At 65.6% G+C, this 18703-nt stretch carries 12 protein-coding genes; 5 read left to right on the top strand and 7 right to left on the bottom strand.

The features are described from left to right. Positions 1 to 4484 precede the first annotated feature (4484 nt). The 5 genes from trxA to C560_RS0109385 form a co-directional block, all read right to left on the bottom strand. A complete protein-coding gene (gene trxA / locus C560_RS0109405; protein WP_018775302.1) occupies positions 4485 to 4811 on the bottom strand; it encodes a thioredoxin in 327 nt (108 codons plus the stop codon). A 37-nt stretch (positions 4812 to 4848) separates the two neighbouring features. After that, a complete protein-coding gene (gene trxB, locus C560_RS0109400; protein ID WP_026538018.1) occupies positions 4849 to 5805 on the bottom strand; it encodes a thioredoxin-disulfide reductase in 957 nt (318 codons plus the stop codon). Positions 5806 to 6081: 276 nt separating this feature from the next. Further along, on the bottom strand, positions 6082 to 7629 hold the full coding sequence (locus C560_RS0109395; protein ID WP_026538017.1) for an ABC transporter substrate-binding protein: 1548 nt from the start codon (positions 7627 to 7629) through the stop codon (positions 6082 to 6084). Between the two features lie 172 nt (positions 7630 to 7801). After that, the gene (gene murJ, locus C560_RS0109390; protein ID WP_043422885.1) at positions 7802 to 9865 is read right to left on the bottom strand and encodes a murein biosynthesis integral membrane protein MurJ; all 2064 of its coding nucleotides are present in this window, start codon (positions 9863 to 9865) and stop codon (positions 7802 to 7804) included. Between the two features lie 62 nt (positions 9866 to 9927). Then, complete coding sequence (locus C560_RS0109385) at positions 9928 to 10476, bottom strand: NUDIX hydrolase (RefSeq protein WP_231386393.1); 549 nt, start codon at positions 10474 to 10476, stop codon at positions 9928 to 9930. 171 nt (positions 10477 to 10647) lie between these two features. Between C560_RS0109385 and C560_RS0109380 the strand changes: the two genes are divergently transcribed. From C560_RS0109380 to C560_RS0109360, 5 genes are all read left to right on the top strand, one after another. Further along, positions 10648 to 12126 carry a CCA tRNA nucleotidyltransferase gene (locus C560_RS0109380; RefSeq protein WP_018775307.1) on the top strand — a complete coding sequence of 493 codons (1479 nt, stop codon included), beginning with the start codon at positions 10648 to 10650 and terminating at the stop codon, positions 12124 to 12126. Continuing rightward, positions 12127 to 12711 (top strand): histidine phosphatase family protein, encoded by a 585-nt coding sequence (locus C560_RS0109375; protein ID WP_018775308.1) that lies wholly within the window; start codon positions 12127 to 12129, stop codon positions 12709 to 12711. A gap of 745 nt (positions 12712 to 13456) precedes the next feature. Further along, positions 13457 to 13591: a hypothetical protein gene (locus tag C560_RS23960; RefSeq protein ID WP_269320023.1), complete on the top strand. Its 135-nt coding sequence runs from the start codon at positions 13457 to 13459 to the stop codon at positions 13589 to 13591. Positions 13592 to 13823: 232 nt separating this feature from the next. Then, entirely contained in the window at positions 13824 to 15302 is a 1479-nt protein-coding gene (locus C560_RS0109365; protein WP_051533085.1) for a glycosyltransferase family 87 protein, read from the top strand. Next, complete coding sequence (locus C560_RS0109360; protein ID WP_026538014.1) at positions 15299 to 16747, top strand: phytoene desaturase family protein; 1449 nt, start codon at positions 15299 to 15301, stop codon at positions 16745 to 16747. The genes C560_RS0109365 and C560_RS0109360 overlap by 4 nt, the downstream gene beginning before the upstream one ends. Here C560_RS0109360 and C560_RS0109355 read toward each other — a convergent pair. Both C560_RS0109355 and C560_RS0109350 read right to left on the bottom strand, forming a co-directional pair. Next, positions 16744 to 17472, bottom strand: a complete 729-nt coding sequence (locus C560_RS0109355; RefSeq protein ID WP_026538013.1) for an ABC transporter ATP-binding protein — start codon at positions 17470 to 17472, stop codon at positions 16744 to 16746. The two genes, C560_RS0109360 and C560_RS0109355, sit on opposite strands and share 4 nt — an antisense overlap. A 42-nt stretch (positions 17473 to 17514) precedes the next feature. Continuing rightward, on the bottom strand, positions 17515 to 18624 hold the full coding sequence (locus C560_RS0109350) for an FtsX-like permease family protein (protein ID WP_026538012.1): 1110 nt from the start codon (positions 18622 to 18624) through the stop codon (positions 17515 to 17517). Positions 18625 to 18703: the final 79 nt, after the last annotated feature.

Here is an 18703-nt window from a genome sequence, read left to right as displayed (position 1 = left end):
ATGCGCCGCAGGAAAATCTTGGGTTGTGCCACTCGGCAGAGTGCCACTCATGGACATTTGATCGCCGACGCTGAACGAGACTTCCTAGCTTCACGGATCACCGCGTCCTTCGGCTCCCCCGCAGAGTTGCTGCTCGACGCATCCGTCAACTTGCACACACATCCCTGATTCCGCATCCAGTTCCCGCACACGCCGCGTCAGTTCGTCGGAACTCGGGCAATCGGAACCGGGCACTTGCCATTAATACGCCACCATCCAATTGGCCTCTCGTGTTGTACCCGACAGCTCGCACCCGCAATCCCGCCATCGCACTCAGATACAGATGGCGTCATGCCGGCATGCCTGGCACGTGACATGACGGCTCCCCCACACAGTTCGACGCTGCTGCCCTACCCGTCAGCCGGCCAGAACGTGCTTTAGGAGAGAGCAGCACTGAACTTGTTTGGCCGCGCGGCCATGGCGCTGGCTGGCGGAAGGTCAGTAGGAGTACTCCTGCAGGAACTGTGAGCCAGCCCTGCTCTCCCTCTGGGGAGGAGGAGTAGGGCCTGTGAGATGCAGGTGCCGGCGTCGTGTCCATTGAGAACCATGGGTCGATCACGCCTGCAGCGCACTAAGCCTGGTCTGGATTATCGGGTGGCCGTTGTGTGGACGCGCCCGCCCCATCGCCGGGTGAGTGCTCAAGCTACTGCATACCCGACTCCACAGTCTCCCCTGCCCGTCACGGCACACCGGTCCACGATGGTTCCGGCGGACGGATTCGTCAAGGCCCAGGGACGGGATCACACTAAGCGACCCGAGACCTGCGACTTCGAGCCGTGGGCGGCCGGCGGCGGGCGCGGGGACGCTGCAGGATTCGGTTCGCTGACCGCACCGAAGCCGCAAGACGATACCGGAACCGGAGGGAACCGATACGCAAAGAAGGCCCCTCGGCAGCCGGGTCAGTCTGGTTGGATTCTGGACTCGGGCATGCAAGTGTGTAGCGTGCCGGCTCGATCGGTTCCGCAGTCGGGCCGCTCCCTCTGCCCGGATCCCCCAGCCCCACCGGCATGGGTTCAGCCGGGGCAAGCCCGGTACCGTTGCACGGCCAACAACGCCGGACAACCATACGGCCGACGTCGGACTTGGGGTATGCACCGACCAACGGTCACGGCGGCGGTCGCGAGCTTATGCGCGTAGAGGATGTTTGAACCAGGAAGAACCACCGAGGACTTGCGGTCCCGAAGCTCTCACGGCCCAGAAATTCACAACGCCCTGCGAAGCTCACCGCGCGGGTGGCGCCCATCGAGGCAGCATGGCACGACGAGGCGACCCCATGGTCGGTACGGTGCCTGGAGACAAAAGGCTGAAACAGCTGCACTCCAATGGTCTGCACGATGCCTGGAGACAAGAAGGTGAAGCGGCTGCGCTCCCCTAGTGGTCTCAAAATCTGGTGTTCTCAAAATCCGACATTGCCCTGTTGGAAGCACGCTCCGATGTAGGGGCCAGACGACCCAATCTGACGCAGTCGGCCCCGACACTCGACGTGACATGGTTCGACCGACCTGGCTTTAGGGCATCGGCCAAGGGTAAGACGACCCCTTCCCCAGACTGCTGAACCGCAGGTCAAGGCAGACTCCAGGCGCGGTTGGCAGGGCCGTCCATGGCCCGGACTTTAGCCGGCGGCCCGTGGACGGAGCGGTGGATAGAGCGGTGGATATTGCTGTGGATAACTTTGTGGATTAGTGACGGGCTGTAGCCAGCTCGTGCGGACAGGTTCATGCTCCAACGGCGTTCGTGATACGTGCCCGGAAGCTCCCTTGCGGGTCAAGTTTCTGTTTCACGTGAAACATGGTCAGCTCAGGCAGCGACGCTGGCCGGAGCATTCGTGAAGTTGCCCCAAATCGCCGTTCTACGGTTAATTTTTCAAGGAGTTTGGCCTTTCCTTTGTGATTGGCGCCAGCATACTGACGGGTTGGCCAGGGCGGATTCACTGCACGGTGGAAAGCCAGTCGGGAATCCAATGCCAGAGGCTGCAGCCGCGCTTCGCAGCTCACGAAGAGAGGCATGTGAATAATCTCTCAGGGCCTGTGGATAACTGTGTGAATAACTTCTGTGGAGAAACTGGTGGATATCGAGAAGGCACCGGATTTTACAGTCCCCTGGGAGTGCCGGTAAGGCCTCACCGTCGGACGCCGTTGACTCGGTCTTGGGGCCCTGGACGGCAGTCATGACGGCGCGTGTGGTGTCCTTGGGACCAGCACGGGGTTATCAATATGGTGGCGATCTGTGGACACCTGCGTGAGAGTTTGAAGGACATCCCCGGCCGACAGCGGTGCTGCCTGCCGGGGGGCGGGGGTTGATGAGCCGCATGAGCCGGCGTCCCTTGCGTTGTCGCGGAGGAGTCCACCGCGCTGCGCTCCGGTTAGCAATGCAGGGAATTGGAGGTGGCAAAGAGGAAGAAGTGCATTCTCCTGCACCGTGATCCGGACCAAACAGGGAAACACAAGGGCCGGCTGAAGGTCAGCCCCCCTTCAGCGGAAGGGACGCGACCGGCTGCCGACGGCACGAGGTATGGGCAAACTCCATGCGGGTTGAGTGAAATTGAGATCGGACGGGCCCGGGCGCAGCAGGCAATGGTCGGCGCGCATTGGATGGGGCCGGGGACAGCTTGCAGTTGTGTCGACGGAGATGATCATGCTGGGAACCGAGGTGACGGGTGACCAGACGGCCAGCAGGGGCACGGCGGGTTGCCCCTGGCAGATGCCAGAGATCCCCGGACAAGCGGAGCGTCGACTCGGGCATGGTGAGGGCTGCGGACGGAGGCGCCGTGTGGCCGGATCTCAAACCCGCTACGCCCTGGAAGGAGCTTCGCGCCCTACGGCTGGAACTGTCCCAAGGCCTCTGTCTGATCGGTTGGGCGATGGACTGGGAGTCCTGTCCCCCGCGTCCGACGTCGCGTAGCGTGCAGGCTATGTGCCGGCCGTAACTGCGGCGGGACGAGTACCTCCGAAGGCATCCTGCCGCGGCGGTCATCAAATCAGACAACATAGGCCGTCGGCGTGGACATTCGCCTTAGACCTCCAGCTGGCATTCTGCCCCCAGCAGCAGGAATTTGACCCGCATCCCACTGCGCCCACCCAGGTTCATTGCCGGCCGTAGCAGGCCCTCAGTTTTTAAACTGACGCGTGCAGCCGGCCTAGAAGGTCTTTATGGACGGACGTCAGTCCCCCAGCGGGGTCTACGCAGGGAAATTCGACAGCCCCACTGCAGACTGGTCCGCGTTGGCGGACATGTTTCACGTGAAACATGTGGGCCTGGAGATGCTGCCACCGGTTCGGATGTCGTGGCGAACTGCGTGAAAGCCCGCTTGTAGCGCGAAATATGAGTCTCAGCCATCCGCCGGCGATTGTTTGGCAAGGACCTCTGCTGTTCGCGTTGGCGGAGGATTTTTCGGCTGTTCGGCCCGGAGCTGTCCAGGCTGCGGAGCAGAGAGACGCACGCTAGGAAGCTCCATTGCGCACCTCCTTCAACCCTCCAGGCCGACGGCAGCGCGGTTTCCAGACCCGTGACCACTGGATTATCTAAGAGTTCGCTGTCACTTGTTCGGGTATGTGATTTGCCTGCGTCGGTCCTGGTGGTGGTTTCACGTGAAACATGAGAGGGCGGAGTGGGGTGGTGGCTCTTCAGTAGTCGGGTGACGAACGCACTGTTTCACGTGAAACCGCCTCCGAGCCAGCAAACCAGTCGCTGTGACGGTGTTGATAGGCAGCATGATCGCCGCCTGGGGCGACGTGGATGAGTATGTGTCAGTCTCGCGCAACTGTGGATATCCGTCGCCTGGGCGTCCATTTCGCCGTGGACTCGGCTCTTTGAAATACCGCTGACTCACTCCCGAAGACCAGGCTTCTGACCTAAGCATGCCCCACGCCATCACTCCGCCGACCGAGCCGACGGCGCGTCGAGTGCCTTTGAGGTCCGGGACCGTCGCCGCAAGACCGATCCATGCGCGAGTTGGTGTTTCACGTGAAACACGTCGTGCTTACGAGGTGAGCATCGCGCTTCGGTCGAGTTCTAACGAACACCCAGTCGGGATCCGTCCACGCAACGGAAAGTCGGGCGCAACGCAGCTTTCGGGAAACCCCGTCAGTAAAAGCGCGCTTCACTGAGCCGGTTCACTACTGCGCAGTGCATGCCAGGCCTCATGTTTCACGTGAAACAAGTCTCAGACGACGTGACGACCCGGCCGGCTGCCCGACATGCGTCCAGGTATGTAGGGAACTGCGGCTGCTTCGACGCTGACCGGAGCCTCCCGGAACGGCGGGCTTCCAAGGAAGAGGTGAATTGCCCTCCGGGAGAAACTAGGACCGAAAGCCACCCGGCAGAAGTTGCAGTATCAGTACTGACAGATTCCTGATGGGTCGAGGCAGTCCCACTCCCCTGCTGCGGGCCGTGGATCACAGCAAAAAAGTGGCCCCCGCTAGAAGCGGGGGCCACTTTCGGTCAGCCTAGGACAGGACGTCCGCAAATTCCTTCTCGAAGAACTGCTTGGGCCGGGCACCGATGACGGTGCTCTTGACCTCGCCGCCCTGGAACAGGTAAACGGCCGGGATGGAGGTGATGCCGTACTCGGCAGCGATGGCCGGGTTGTCGTCAACGTTCACCTTGACCACGTCAACCTTTTCGCTGTACTCGACCGAAATCTCGTCAAGAATCGGACCGAGCTTGCGGCAGGGTCCGCACCATTCGGCCCAGAAATCGACAATGACGGGCTTCTCGGAGGCCAGTACATCAGTGCTGAAGCTGGCGTCCGTTACGTCTTTTGCGTTGCTCATAACCTTTGTCTCTCTTCCGTTGGTTGCTGCGCGCCGTTTAGGCGTGGAAATCTGCGAGGTAGTGCTCGACGTCCAGGGCCGCCACACAGCCGGAACCGGATGCGGTGATCGCCTGGCGGTAGGTCGGATCAATCACGTCGCCGGCAGCGAAGACGCCTGGGACGCTTGTCTTGGAGGTGCGGCCGTCCACAGCGATGGTTCCCTCTGCGGTCAGTTCGAGCTTGCCCTTGACCAGATCGGTGCGGGGATCGTTGCCGATTGCCACGAATACTCCGGTCACGGCCAGTTCGGTTTCCGTGCCGTCCACCAGGTTCTTCAACCGCAATGCGGTGACTTTTTCCTGTCCCAACACGTCTTCCACGCCGGTGTTCCACACGAAGTTGATTTTCTCGTGGGCCAGGGCGCGGTCAGCCATGATCTTGGAAGCACGAAGGGTGTCGCGGCGGTGAACCACCGTGACGGACTTGGCGAACTTGGTGAGGAAGAGGGCCTCTTCCATGGCGGAGTCGCCTCCACCAATGACCGCAATGTCCTGGTCCTTGAAGAAGAAACCGTCGCAGGTTGCACACCAGCTCACACCGTGGCCCGAAAGCCTCTTCTCGTTCGGCAGCCCAAGCTCACGGTAGGCGGAGCCGGTGGAAAGAATGATGGAGCGGGCCTTGAAGGTCTCCCCCGTGCCGATGGTGACGGTCTTGACGTCGCCGTCGAGGTCCAGGTCGGTGACGTCCTCGAACTGGATCTCCGTGCCGAAGCGGGCGGCCTGCTTCTCGAAGTTCTCCATCAGGTCCGGGCCCATGATGCCGTCGGGGAACCCCGGGTAGTTCTCCACGTCCGTGGTGTTCATCAGTTCGCCGCCGGCCGTAACCGAGCCTGCCAAGAGCAGCGGCTTCAGGTTCGCGCGCGCCGTGTACACCGCTGCGGTGTAGCCCGCCGGGCCGGAGCCGACGATGATGACATCACGTACTTCGGAGGCAGTGTTTTCTGCGTTGCTCACTGAACGGTGAACCTCTTCCTTTGTCGATGCGCCCGCCTCGATGGCCGGCCACATGGCACAACTATTGCCGGGCATTGAATATTCCGGCCGAAATGGGCGTCACGGAGCAACGCCACTACAAAGGGTACCGGGTTGCAGCGGCCGGAGCCGGAGACCGCCCCGGATTACAGTGCCGTCGGCGCAGGGCCGCCGCTGCAGGGCCTCATCCTTACAGCGAAGCCTGACACCGCAGCGCAGCGGCCGCTGTACAGCGCAGAGGAAGCCAGGGCAGGTCCGCTACTGGACCTTGATTTCGGCCAAGCGCAGGCCATACCCATAGCGGGTCTTGGGAGCGGCCAGCTTCGGAAGCTTCTTGATGGACACGATCACGTATTGCGCCGTGACGGGTTCAGACAGCGGCATGGTCAGGTCCGGTGACGTAAAGCTGTTGCTGCCAATCTGCTTTGCGCCGTCCAGGGTCGGGCTGTCATTGGTGAAGACGCTGATGTTGCCGCCAGAGGCCCCCAGCTGGCTCAGGGTGACGGAGGAGACCTTGGAAGGGTCCTTCAGCTTGACCACGAGCGGAACTTCGGAGGCGAGACCTCCCCAGTCATCCGTGGCAAACTCCATGTCGGACCAGAAGCTCGCGCCGTTCCCGTCAATGGTCTTTGCGAGGTCGGAGTCGTAATTCCCGGCGAAATCGAAGTTGCCGAGCCGCGTCACGTCTTCGATGACGGGCGGACCGGCAGCAGGCGCCTCGGTGGCGGTCGAGGACGGTTGCGCGGTGGACGGTTCCGGCGCGCTGGACGAGGCGGAGGTTGCGGCGTTGGTCTGCGGGCTGCTCTTGAAGAGGCTGCCAAGGTTGGTGACCGCGAAGATCAGGCCCACCACCAGCACGGCAGCCAGGAGCCCGCCCACCAGCCAGCGCATGGAGCGCGGCTCCCGGTTGGGCTCGTCTTCGTACTCGTACTCGTCCTCATCCTGGTCGACGGCGGCACGGGCGGAGGCGGGGAAGTTCCCCGGAGCCCGATCCGCGGAGTCGAAGCCGGCCCCGGCCACTCCGGCGGCCGCGGCTGCGCCGCCGCGCCGATCATCACCGGTGTGGTCGTCGTCGGACCACAACGAAACTTTAGGTGCCGCCGCCGTTGCCGGCTGCTGCGCGGCCGGCTCGGCCTGGCGGGGCGCGGCGCCGCTCTGGACGGGCTGCGGGGCCGTCGAATGCGCCGCGGTCTCCTGCGGCGCAGTTGTGGGGGCCTTGGGGGCCCTGGCGGCCGCCGCAGCCGCCCCGGCCGCTGCCGCGACGCCTGCCGCGGCCGCGGGAGCCGACGCGGGCCGCGACGGTACTCCGGCGGGCGGAACCGCCGGGGAAACCGGCGGCTGGCCGGCTGCGCCCTGGCCCTGGCCATAGTTGATGTACCCGGCGTCGACTTCCTCGTCGTCGTAAAGCCCGTCGTAGGTTTCGGGTTCGTGGGAGCGGGCCTGCCCGAAGATCTCGCTGCCGAGAGTGTCCGTGAAGAAGGGTTCGACGTACGGCGGGTTGGAAGACACCACAAGATCCAGGAGGTCCGCCGCAGAGGTGTGGTTGGTGATCAGGTACGTGGTGGCATCGCTGACGCCAAGATCCAGGATCTGCACGTTGCCGGGCCGTTCGCCCGTGGCCACTTCACGGGCGCTCTGGGCCACCTGGTCGGCGTTGCCCGGGCCTGCGACGAGGATGCTCACGGGACGGTTAAGTACCTGGTCCACACCGTCCAGCACCAGATCCTGGTCATGTGAGGTCAGTACGGTGGCAGTGACCTTGTAGCGGCCACCGAGTACTGATCCGACATCGATCGGGTGGGACACGGGCTCCTCCTAGACTGTCCGGGACCTGCCGACGTGGTCGCTCCGAGAGCGACCGTGTGCCCTCCGGTAAGCCGGTTGACCGCTGGTCCGCAAACTTCCCTTGTTAGTCTTCGATCCTAGCCGATGCTCTGTCCGGGCCGCGTGAGCACGGCAGTTAGAAACGGGGCTCGGCTCATTTTTTCTTTTTCCCGCCAAACGGGAAGTAGGGGTTGTGGCCGGCCGGGCCCTGGTAGGTGCGGCGGCCCGGCAGGGGAACATCGCCCTTGCCCAAGCCGCCCTGCGCGGTACTGGGGAGGTCATCGGCCGGCAGGTAGCCGCCCTCCGGGCCCGCCGGACGGCCGTACGGAAACGAATCCTCTTCGCGGATGTCGGGACCGGCGCGGAAGGACTCGGCGTCGAACTCGCCGGAGATTCGCGGAATCAGGCCCGTGTCCACCGAGACGGTGGCCCGCTCCGGTGCCCTTCGCACCTCCGCGGCGCCGCCTGCCTGCGGCTCAACGCCCGGCTCTGCGGCGACCCTGCGCCGGAGCCGCCCCAGCAGCGGCTGCAGGAGGTCCTGCAGCTCGGTGACCCGGAAGAGCTTCAGCAGCAGGAAGTAAGCGGCCAGCATGACGGGACCGACGACGACGATTGTCACCAGAGCGGCGATCCGGTCGCTCCAGGCGTAGCCGTCCGGGTTGTAGCTGCCCAGCAGCCACAACGCCACGGCTCCGGCGAGGGCGGACCCCAGGGCCGCGTACCCCATGCGGATGTAGGAGCTGGCTATGCGGGGCCCGTCGAGGTGGCCCAGGAGCCGGCGCAGGAAGGTCGCGCTGACGATCACGGAGAGGATATTGCCTGCCGTGTAAAGGATCGCGATGGCGAAGATGATCTGATCGAACGGCAGGAACTGGATCGCGAACGCGGCCGCCAGGTTCACCAGGGCCAGGACCAGCTGGATGAAGAACGGCGTCCGGGCGTCCTCATTGGCGTAGAACACCCGCGACATCATGAAGTTGGCGCTCATGAACGGGGTGCTGAGGGCCAGGATCGTGAGGGTTTGGGCCAGCATGACACCGTCCTGGCGCTGCCCGCCGGAGAAGAACATGCCCAGCGGTCCGGCCAGCGCGAAGAGCGCCAGCGCGCCGAAGACGGTTGCCACGGCCATGGTCCGCAGCCCGTGCGAGAGCGCGTTGCGCAGGGCGGCCCGGTCTCCGTCCTGGGACGCCCGGGTCATCCGGTTAAACAGCACGGTGGCCAGGGACAGGGCAATGATGGAGTGTGGCAGCAGGTACAGCTGGCTGGCCACCTCCAGCACCGCGTTGCCTGGGATGCTGGTCGCCGCGGGGTCCCCCGCTTGCTGAAGGCGGAGCCGTTCCGCGCCCGGGATTGTCGCGATGCGCATGACGTAAAGGAATGCGAACTGCCCGACGGCTGCGGTCGCCAGGGTCCAGACGCTCAGCTTCGCGGCATGGCCCAGCCCGACCCCGCGCCAGCCGAAGCGCGGCCGCAGCCCCAGCCGGAGCCTGAACACGGGAATGAGCAGCACGGCGGTCTGGGCGACGACGCCGATGGTGGAGAACCCGGCGACGAGGATGGTCTGGAACGGGCCCCAGTTGTCGATCGTGTGCGGGTTGGCGGCGTTGGCCCCCATGATGCCGATGAACATGCCCAGCCCGGCGATCGCCACGACGTTGTTGATGATCGGCGCCCACATCGCGGGCCCAAAGGCCCCGTGGGCGTTGAGGACCTGGGTCAGCAGGGCGTACAGGCCGTAGAAGAAGATCTGCGGAAGGCACCAGAACGCGAACGACACCGCGAGGGCCTTCTGCTGCGGCGAATAGCCCTGGGTGGTCAGTTGAATCACCGACGGCGCCAGCAGCGTGACCAGCAGGGTGAGCACCAGCAGCACCAGCACCGCCAGCGTCAGCAGCCGGCTGATGTAATCCGCTCCCTTGTCCGGCGCCTTGCTTGCCTTGATGATCTGCGGCACCAGAACGGCATTGAACACCCCGCCCGCCACGAGCAGGAAAATGAGGTTGGGAAGGTTGTTGGCGTTGATGAAAGTGTCGTTGACCGTCGAGCCCAGGCCCAGGGCGGCGGCCAGCATCCAGGTCTTGGCGAAGCCCAGGAAACGCGAAACCAGGGTTCCGGCAGCCATGATGGCGCTGGAACGGGCTTCTCCGGATTGGGCAGCTTTGGAATCGGCGGGGCCGGAGGGTACGGGGGCGGGTTTGGCTGATGACATCGTCTTCATCGTCTCACCCGCGCGGGGCATTAGTCGCTATCCAAGGACGTGACCGGCAGCACCGGGGGTCTTCAGCGGTCTTCCGGGAGGACTTCCTTGGCCAGATCCGCGATCCGGCGTTCATTGGGGAAGGACAGCTTGCGCGCCAGCTCCTGGATCGGAACCCACGCGACGTCCACGGCTTCTTTGTCCGGATCGTTTTCGATGGTGAGTTCACCGCCGGTGGCCCGCAACAAATAGTGGTGCACGGTCTTGTGGACGCGGTGCCCGCTCACGGTGAACCAGTAGTCGATGCTTCCCAGCGGTGCCAGGATCTTGCCTTCGATCCCGGTTTCCTCGGCGATCTCGCGGACCGCGGCTTCCTCGTTGCTTTCCTTGCCTTCCGGGTGGCCCTTCGGCAGGCACCACTCGAGACGTCCGCCGCGGTTCAGGCGCGCGATGATCGCTACCCGCAGGTCGGCGTCGGACATGTCCACCACGACGCCGCCGGCAGAGATTTCCTCCACGGTGGGCAGGGAGGCGTGGCCCGTGTGCTGGACAGGCGCGACATTGGCACCTATTGCCGACGGCAACGGTGCGTTTGTCCTCCTGCCGGGAGCGCTCGGTACGGGATGGGCCATGAGGTCCACTCTAACGACTCTTGCCCGCTGTTGATGACCTAAACATGGCCGGAAAGTGGACGGCCGGGAAAGTCGGCCCGCGCCGGTTCGTGCGCGATCGTGACGAACCCGCCGGATCCTTGAGGGTTCCGGTGTGGTGCTGGCGCGGTTTTCTGACAAGCTTAAGTAACTATGGCGCACGCACATCACAAGACTGACTCCCACACCGTTTCTTTCCAGGTGGATCCGGTGGTTCTGGAGCTCGGGCAGCGCTTCGTCGACGCCGGCCACGAGCTGTCCCTGGTGGGCGGGCCCGTCCGTGACCTTTTTCTTGGCCGGGTCTCGCCCGACCTGGACTTCACCACTGACGCCACTCCGGACCAGACGGTTGCCCTGATCAAGAGATGGGCGGACAACTACTGGGAGATCGGGCGCGCCTTCGGCACCATCGGGATGCGCAAGGACGACTTCCAGATCGAAATCACCACCTACAGGGCCGACGCCTACGATCCGGAGTCCCGCAAGCCGGTAGTGGCCTTCGGAACATCCCTGACGGATGACCTGTTGCGGCGGGACTTCACGATCAACGCCATGGCCCTGCGGCTGCCCATGCTGGAGCTCGTCGATCCCTTCGGCGGCGTCCGCGACCTGCACGCCTCGATCCTCAACACGCCGGGGCCGCCGGAAACGTCCTTCTCCGATGACCCCCTGCGCATGATGCGCGCCGCGAGGTTCGCGGCCCAACTGGGCGTGTCGCTGCACGCCGAGGTCCGCGAGGCCATGGTCCGGATGGCGGAACGGATCAGCATCATCTCGGCCGAACGCGTGCGTGATGAACTGATCAAGCTCATCTGCGCCGCGCAGCCCCGGGCCGGCGTGGACCTGCTGGTCGATACCGGACTCGCGGACCTGGTCCTGCCGGAAGTCTCGGCCCTGCGCCTGGAATCCGATGAACACCACCGCCACAAGGACGTCTACCAGCACTCGCTCCAGGTCCTGGAACAGGCAGCAGCGCTCGAGTCGAAGGCGGACGGCCCGGTTCCCGGCCCCGACTTTGTGCTGCGGTTCGCGGCCCTGATGCACGACGTCGGCAAGCCGGCCACGCGCCGCTTTGAACCGGGCGGCGCAGTGAGCTTCCGCCACCACGACATGGTGGGCGCCAAGCTGACCGCCAAGCGGATGAAGGCGCTGCGCTTCGACAACGACACCATCAAGGCCGTGGCCAGGCTCGTGGAGCTGCACATGCGCTTCTACGGCTACGGTGAGGCCGGCTGGAGCGATTCCGCGGTCCGCCGCTACATCACCGACGCCGGGCCCCTCCTGGAGCGCCTGCACCGGCTCACCCGCTCAGACGTCACCACCCGGAACCAGCGCAAGGCGGACCGGCTGTCCTTCGCCTACGACGACCTCGAGGACAGGATCGCGGCGCTGCGGGAGCAGGAATCCCTCGACGCCGTCCGCCCCGACCTGGACGGTGGCCAGATCATGGCGCTCCTTGGTCTCAAGCCCGGTCCCGTGGTGGGCCGCGCCTACAAATTCCTGCTGGAAGAACGCATGGAGCACGGCCCGCTCGATCCCGCCGTCGCCGAATCCCGCTTGCGGGACTGGTGGGCGGCACAGCCCGAGGCGGCGCCCGCCGGCGCCGAACTTTCCACCACTGAGGAGTCCTAAGTGATTGCACCATCCAACGGCCCCCGCCCCCAACTGTGGATCCTGCGGCACGGTGAAACAGAGTGGTCGAAGAGCGGGCAATACACCGGGCTCACAGACATGCCCCTCACGGTGGAAGGCGAGCAGCAGGCCGTAGAGGCGCGCAGGGTGCTCGAGACTGTCGACTTCGACCTCGTGCTGACCTCACCCCTGCGCCGCGCCCGGCGGACCGCCGAACTCGCCGGCTACCCCGACGCCCAGCTGGAGCCGCTCGCCGTGGAATGGGACTACGGCGACTACGAGGGCATCAGCTCGGACCTCATCCGCAAGGACAACCCCGAATACCTGATCTGGACGCACGGCGTGCCCAACGGTGAAGCACTCGACGACGTCGCCGCCCGGGCGGACAAGATTGTGGCCCGGGTGCTCGAATCGGGCCTGGACAATGTGCTGATCGTCGCGCACGGGCATTTCTCCCGCATCCTGACGGCCCGGTGGCTCGGACTGGACCCCCACGAGGGCCGGCATTTCGTGTTGGGGACTGCCAAAGTCTGCACGCTGGGATGGGATAAGAAGACGCCGGCAATCGTGCGCTGGGGACTCTAAAACCGGTTTTTGAAACAAAGTCGAAAAAAGTTTATGAATTCGGTAGGCAACTGCCGCATTCGTAGTGTATTTTTATTTCTGACCCCAGGGCGACTTGCCGGGGTCACGGCGCGCGTCGCCCGGCCCGTCAGCCGGAGCCACGGCAGAACAGAAAAGGAGGTTGGGAAAATGATGATTACTTTGACTAGCGGATGGATGTACTCCACCACCGCCAACCCGGCCTCGTTCGCTGTGCCGCGCCCAAATGTCGGACTGACTGTTTCCTGACCGCTTTCCCGTCCCAGGTAATGCACCCTGGGGCCGGCGGCAGCTGGCTTCCTCAGCGGAAAGCTTAGAGACGGCAGCCTGAACAGGCGGAACCACGCGGTTGCGCAGACTCCCCATAGTTCGGAACCCAGCTTCTTGTTGGGGTTTCGGCGCCATCGCGTCCAGGGGCCATTCTCCATCGAATAACTTCTTCCTATCCGGAATTCCGGCCTAATTAAAGCCCGGGATTTCTCGGCTAATTGTCGCGCCCGGAAACGGCTATTCGAATTCAATTCGGCTACGGCTCTATTTGCCGCGCCCAAAAAATGCGTCCGCACGTTTTAATCGGCCATTCCTGCCGCCGCTCGCTAGCCCAGGGCGCGCAATCCCCCACCAACGAAAGGTCCTCGTGACTACCGCAACCACCGCTCCAACCCACCGCACAGCCCCAGCCGCCACAAAGGCGCATCGGTCAAGTCCCCGAAGGGAGGTGAGAACCATGATGAGCAAGCTCTATACGGTCCTGTTCCGAATGCTGGCACGCAGGGAGTCAACCGGCTTCAACGGCCAACTCCTGGACCAACGGCGGGACGATGCCTTCCTCGTAATGCATCAGGCCGGCCTGATCCGCTGAATCCCTGATCTGCTGACTGCCGGATACTTCCGTTTCGGGCAGGACTGTCCGCAGCGAAGGAGGACCTGATGATTGACCTTGGAACCGATCCCCTGGGAGCCCGTGCGGCGACGCACGGGCTCCCCCTTTTAAGCCTCCCGTTACGACCCGCCGGTGGGGCGGCCGGCGATACGACGTGCCAGCGAAGGCAGCGGCGCGGCATGGGGCAATGGCCCCCGGTAAGCTCAAGGTCATGCAGGAGACAAAGCCGCCGGAGCGCAAACGGGTCCGATTGGTCATCCCGAGCCGCAGCGACCCTTTTCTCCGAAACTTCACGGAACTGGTAGGCGGTCCCTTGGGCCGCCGTTCGGCGCCCGGGATCGTTTCGCCGGGGTTCTTTACGGTGGAACGCGTTCTGGTGATCCTCACGGTCGTCGCCGCCCTGGCCGGGATTCTGCTCAAGAACTTCTGCCGCACCAACGGCTGGGAAACCCCCGGGCAGTTCTACGCCACGTGCTACTCAGACTTCCCGGAGCTGTTCCGCAACCGCGGCCTCGGTGATGGCGCCTTCCCCTTCATCACCCAGGGAAGTCTCTTCGAGTACCCCGTGCTGATGGGGTTCATCGCGGGTGCCACCGCACTTCTGGTGCCCGGCGCCGGCACCGGCGATCCCCGCGTCCTTGGCTACTTCGACGTCAACGCCACGCTGATCGCCGCCGTCTGGATCATCACGGTGCTGGCCACGGCACGGACGAACCGCCGGCGGTCCTGGGACGGGGCGATGGTTGCCCTCGCCCCCGGCATTGTCCTGGCGGGCGTCATCAACTGGGACATGTGGGCCGTGTGCATGCTGGCTCTTGGCATGTACTTCTTTTCGCGGAACAAGCTCGTCCTCGCCGGAGTCTTCATCGGCCTGGGCACGGCCACCAAGCTCTACCCGCTGTTGATCCTCGGCGCCGTCCTGCTGCTGGCGCTCCGGAGCGGACGCATCCGGGCGCTCTTTATCACGGCCGGTGCCGCAACCGCGGCCTGGCTGGCGGTCAACGTCCCGGTAGCCGCGACGAACCCGGACGGCTGGAAGTACTTCTACCAGTTCACGCAGGAGCGGCCGGCGGGCTACAGCTCGCCCTGGTTCGCCTACAACCTGGTGGCCGCCCGGCTCGGCTGGAATCCGCTTGAGGCCGAGGCCATCAATTCGCTGGCACTGGACCTGTTTCTCCTGGCCTGCATCCTGATTGCGGTCCTGGCACTGACAGCACCCCGCCGGCCGCGGATCGCGCAGCTGGCGTTCCTGATCGTGGCCGCATTCATCCTGACCAACAAGGTGTACTCGCCCCAGTTCGTGTTGTGGCTGATCCCCCTGATCGCCCTCGCCCGGCCCCGCTGGCGTGACTTCGTCATCTGGCAGGCCATCGAGGCGCTGCACTGGGGCGCCATCTGGATGTACCTCGGCCAGGCCACCAGCGGCGGCTCGACCCAGCACAACATCGACATGCCCTACTACGTCCTGGCCGTGGTTGCCCACATGTTCGCCACCGCGTACCTGATGGCGCGTGTCGCCTGGGACATCTGGGACCCGTCCTGCGACGTGATCCGCCGCCACCGCATCGATGATCCGCATGGCGGCCCCTTCGACGGTGCCCCGGACTGGCTGAGGATTAATCTCCGCCGGCCTGCGGCGTCCCAAGTGCCGTGGCGGAAGAGTGCCGTGACGGAAGGCCACAGCGCATGACTGACATCGCCGTCGTCGGGTCCGGCCCCAACGGGCTGGCCGCTGCGGTGACCATGGCGCGGGCCGGACTCAAAGTCCACGTGTTCGAGGCGGCCGGGACGCCCGGCGGCGGGCTGCGCACCGCCGAACTGATGGAACCGGGCCACTTCCACGACGTCTGTTCGGCCGTTCACCCCATGGTTCTGGCCTCACCCTTTTTCCGCCGGTTCGAGCTGTCCAGGCGCGTGCCCCTGGAGGTGCCCGAGCTCTCCTACGGATCCCCGCTCGACGGCGGCCGCGCGGCACTGGCCTACCGTTCCCTGGACCGCACTGTTGCGGAACTCGGGCGGGACGGCGCCGCCTACCGCCGGCTCATGGAGCCCCTCGTGCGGCGGGTGGAGGGCGTCGCGGACCTGACCCTGAACCAGCTGCTGCGGATTCCGGCAGATCCCGTGGCGGCCGCCGCGTTCGGCCGCCGCGCGCTCGAACAAGGCTCGCCGCTGTGGAATGCGAGGTTCAGCCAGGACCTGGCTCCCGCACTGCTGAGCGGCGTCGCCGCGCACGCCGTGGCGCCGCTGCCCTCGATCACCGCCGCCGGCGCCGGGCTGATGCTGGGCGCCCTGGGCCATGCCGGCGGCTGGCCGGTTCCGCGCGGCGGATCGGCCGCGATTGCCCGGGCACTGACCGCCGACATCGAAGCCCATGGCGGCGTGGTCGAGACCGGGAGGCGGATCACATCGCTCGCGGAGCTGCCGCCGGCCCGGGCCACGCTGCTGGATGTGGCGCCCCCCGCGCTGCTGCACCTGGCAGAGGGCATGCTCCCGGCACGCTACCGGAGCGCCCTGGCGTCCTTCCGCTTCGGGAATGCATCGTGCAAGGTCGACTTCATCCTCTCCGGACCGGTGCCGTGGGCGGCGGACGGCCTCGCCGACGCCGGGACGGTGCACGTGGGCGGCACCCGAGCGGAAACCGCTGAAGCGGAGCGCCAGGTTGCCTCCGGACGGCACCCGGACCGGCCCTACGTTCTGGTCTCCCAGCCCTCGCGTTTCGATGCCGGCCGCGCGCCGGCCGGCAGGCACATCCTCTGGACCTATTGCCACGTTCCGGCCGGTTCCACCGTGGACATGAGCGATGCGGTCATGGCGCAACTGGAGCGCTTCGCGCCCGGGTTCCGGGACTTGGTGGTGCAGTTCAAGGTGACCACGGCCGCTGGGCTGGCGGCGTACGACGAGAACTACGTCGGAGGGGACTTCGGCGCCGGCCGCATGGACCTTTGGGGCATGCTGCGCCGGCCGGTGCTGAGCCCGGTTCCCTGGCGGACGCCGCTGCCAGGGGTGTACTTGTGCTCGTCATCCACCCCGCCCGGCCCCGGCGTCACCGGGATGCCCGGCTTCCACGCCGCCCGGCATGCCCTCAAGGACATGTTCGGTCTCGGCGTCCCTGACCTCGGGTACCGGTCCCCCTAGCCCCGGCGCGGCGCCGCAGCGGCCCCCGTCGCCGCCATGGCGGACAGCCGTCCGTCGCGCATGCTCGCGACGGCGTCGGTGAGCGGGACGAAATCAGTGTCGTGGGTGACCATGACCGTTGCCACGCTGAACTCGTCGGTGACCCGCCGCAGCAGCCGGATGATCGCTTCGCTGCGCTGGTGGTCAAGGGCCGCGGTCGGCTCGTCCACGAGCAGCACGGAAGGGTCTCCCATGAGTGCCCGGGCAATGTTGACGCGCTGGCGCTGACCGCCGGAAAGCTGGTGGGGCCGCTTCGCCAGGGCGTGCCCGAGACCCACAAGATCCAGCAGAGCCGCTGCGCGTTCCCCGGCCGCCCGGGCCGTCCCGCCGCGCAGGCGCTGGGTGATCACGAGCTGCTCCACCGCGGTGAGGGATGGCAGGAGGTTCGGCTGCTGGAAGATGATGCCGATCTTGTCCCGCCGCAGTGTGGTGCGGCCCGAGTCGGGCAATCCTCCGGCGTCCTCGCCGTCGACCATCACCAGGCCGGCGGTGGGCCGGACGAGGGTGGCGGCGACAGCCAGCAGGGACGACTTACCGGACCCCGAGGGGCCGATCAGGGACACGAATTCGCCTGCGTGCACCTTGAGGCTCACGTCGTCCAGGGCCTTGAGGGTGCCGTCTCCGTCCGGGTACTCCAAGGTGACGTTGACGAGGTTCAGGGCGGTGTTGCTGAATGTGGGATTCACAAGATATGCCTTTCTGGGAATATATGGGCTGGCCGGGACTGTTCAGTTGCCGCCGAGGGCCATGAGCGGATCGACGCGGGCGACGCTGCGGACCGCGAGGGCTGCGCCGGCCAGGCCTAGGAGCACGATTCCGGCGATGGGCAGCAGCGTTGTCCAGGGCGTAAGGAGGAACGGCGCCGCCTGGGACGCGAGGACCCCGCCGGCCACGCCGGCCAGCCCGCCCACCGCTGCGCCGGCCAGCAGGACCAGGGCTGCCTGCGCCATGGCGTCCCGGAGGATGTAGCGGGCGGACCCGCCCAGTGCCTTCAGGACGGCGATGTCCCGGGTGCGCTGGACCGTCCAGACCGTCAGGAAGGCCACAATCACGAGGGCTGAGATGCCGTAGAGGAAAGCTTGCATGAGCAGCAGCGAGCCGTTCTCGCTCTTGTAGGAGCCCAGGGCCTGGAAGGATCTGTCGATCGTGGTGCTGACGGTTCCCGCGGCGGTGTTGGCGGCACCGAGATCGACGCCTGTTCCGGACGTGGAGTCAAACGTCACGGCCAGCACCGTCGCGGCGCCCGCGGATCCCGCGTCTTGGATATGTGCGAGCTTCTGCCAATCGGACAGCGTGGTCCACACGACTCCGGTGTGTGAATACCACTGCTCCGGCACGACGGCCGTCACAACGAGGTCGGTGCCGCCCACCGAGGCGTGGCTGCCGATGCTGAGCTCCAGGTCCTCCGCCAGTCCGGCTCCGACAACGATGGTTCCCTCGGCCAGAGGAGCCGGAGCCAGGCCGGCGCCGGGCTCGGTGCCGAACACCGCAACGCTGGCCGTGCGTGCCGGCATGCCGCCGGCGCCCAGTGCCTGGAAGCGGCTCTGGCTGATCCCTACGGCGTCGGCCCGGGCGACGCCCTCGCGCGCCGTCCATTGACTCTGTTGGGCGCGCGTGACTTCGGATTCTGTAAACGAGGCTTTAGGCGCGCTCCCGGCCGGGGCGCCGAAAACCAGCTGGTCGGCCGGGAGGGCGGCGAGGGCCGACGTCGACTGGTTCCCGAGTCCGGCCGTCAGTCCGGAAAGCATGACGAGCAGGAGGGTAATGAGGGCGACGACGGCGCCCATCAGGGCGAACCGTCCCTTGGCAAAGCGGATATCGCGGATGGCGAGATACATGGTGTCCCTTTTTGTGGCGTTTGTGGTGTCTGAGGCGTTGCTTCCAGCCTTCCCTCCGCCCGGCTCCGGGGCATCGGCC

It is taken from the genome of Arthrobacter sp. 9MFCol3.1, assembly GCF_000620385.1.
Taxonomy (GTDB): Bacteria; Actinomycetota; Actinomycetes; order Actinomycetales; family Micrococcaceae; genus Arthrobacter.
This window is presented reverse-complemented; position numbering and strand designations above follow the sequence as displayed.

What these genes read in the sequence shown, in the direction of transcription:
- murJ (WP_043422885.1), bottom strand. Translation starts at nt 9,865, where the DNA reads ATGAAGACGATGTCATCAGCCAAACCCGCCCCCGTACCCTCCGGCCCC.
- C560_RS0109380 (WP_018775307.1), top strand. Translation starts at nt 10,648, where the DNA reads ATGGCGCACGCACATCACAAGACTGACTCCCACACCGTTTCTTTCCAG.
- trxA (WP_018775302.1), bottom strand. Translation starts at nt 4,811, where the DNA reads ATGAGCAACGCAAAAGACGTAACGGACGCCAGCTTCAGCACTGATGTA.
- C560_RS0109360 (WP_026538014.1), top strand. Translation starts at nt 15,299, where the DNA reads ATGACTGACATCGCCGTCGTCGGGTCCGGCCCCAACGGGCTGGCCGCT.
- C560_RS0109365 (WP_051533085.1), top strand. Translation starts at nt 13,824, where the DNA reads ATGCAGGAGACAAAGCCGCCGGAGCGCAAACGGGTCCGATTGGTCATC.
- C560_RS0109350 (WP_026538012.1), bottom strand. Translation starts at nt 18,624, where the DNA reads ATGTATCTCGCCATCCGCGATATCCGCTTTGCCAAGGGACGGTTCGCC.
- C560_RS23960 (WP_269320023.1), top strand. Translation starts at nt 13,457, where the DNA reads ATGATGAGCAAGCTCTATACGGTCCTGTTCCGAATGCTGGCACGCAGG.
- C560_RS0109385 (WP_231386393.1), bottom strand. Translation starts at nt 10,476, where the DNA reads ATGGCCCATCCCGTACCGAGCGCTCCCGGCAGGAGGACAAACGCACCG.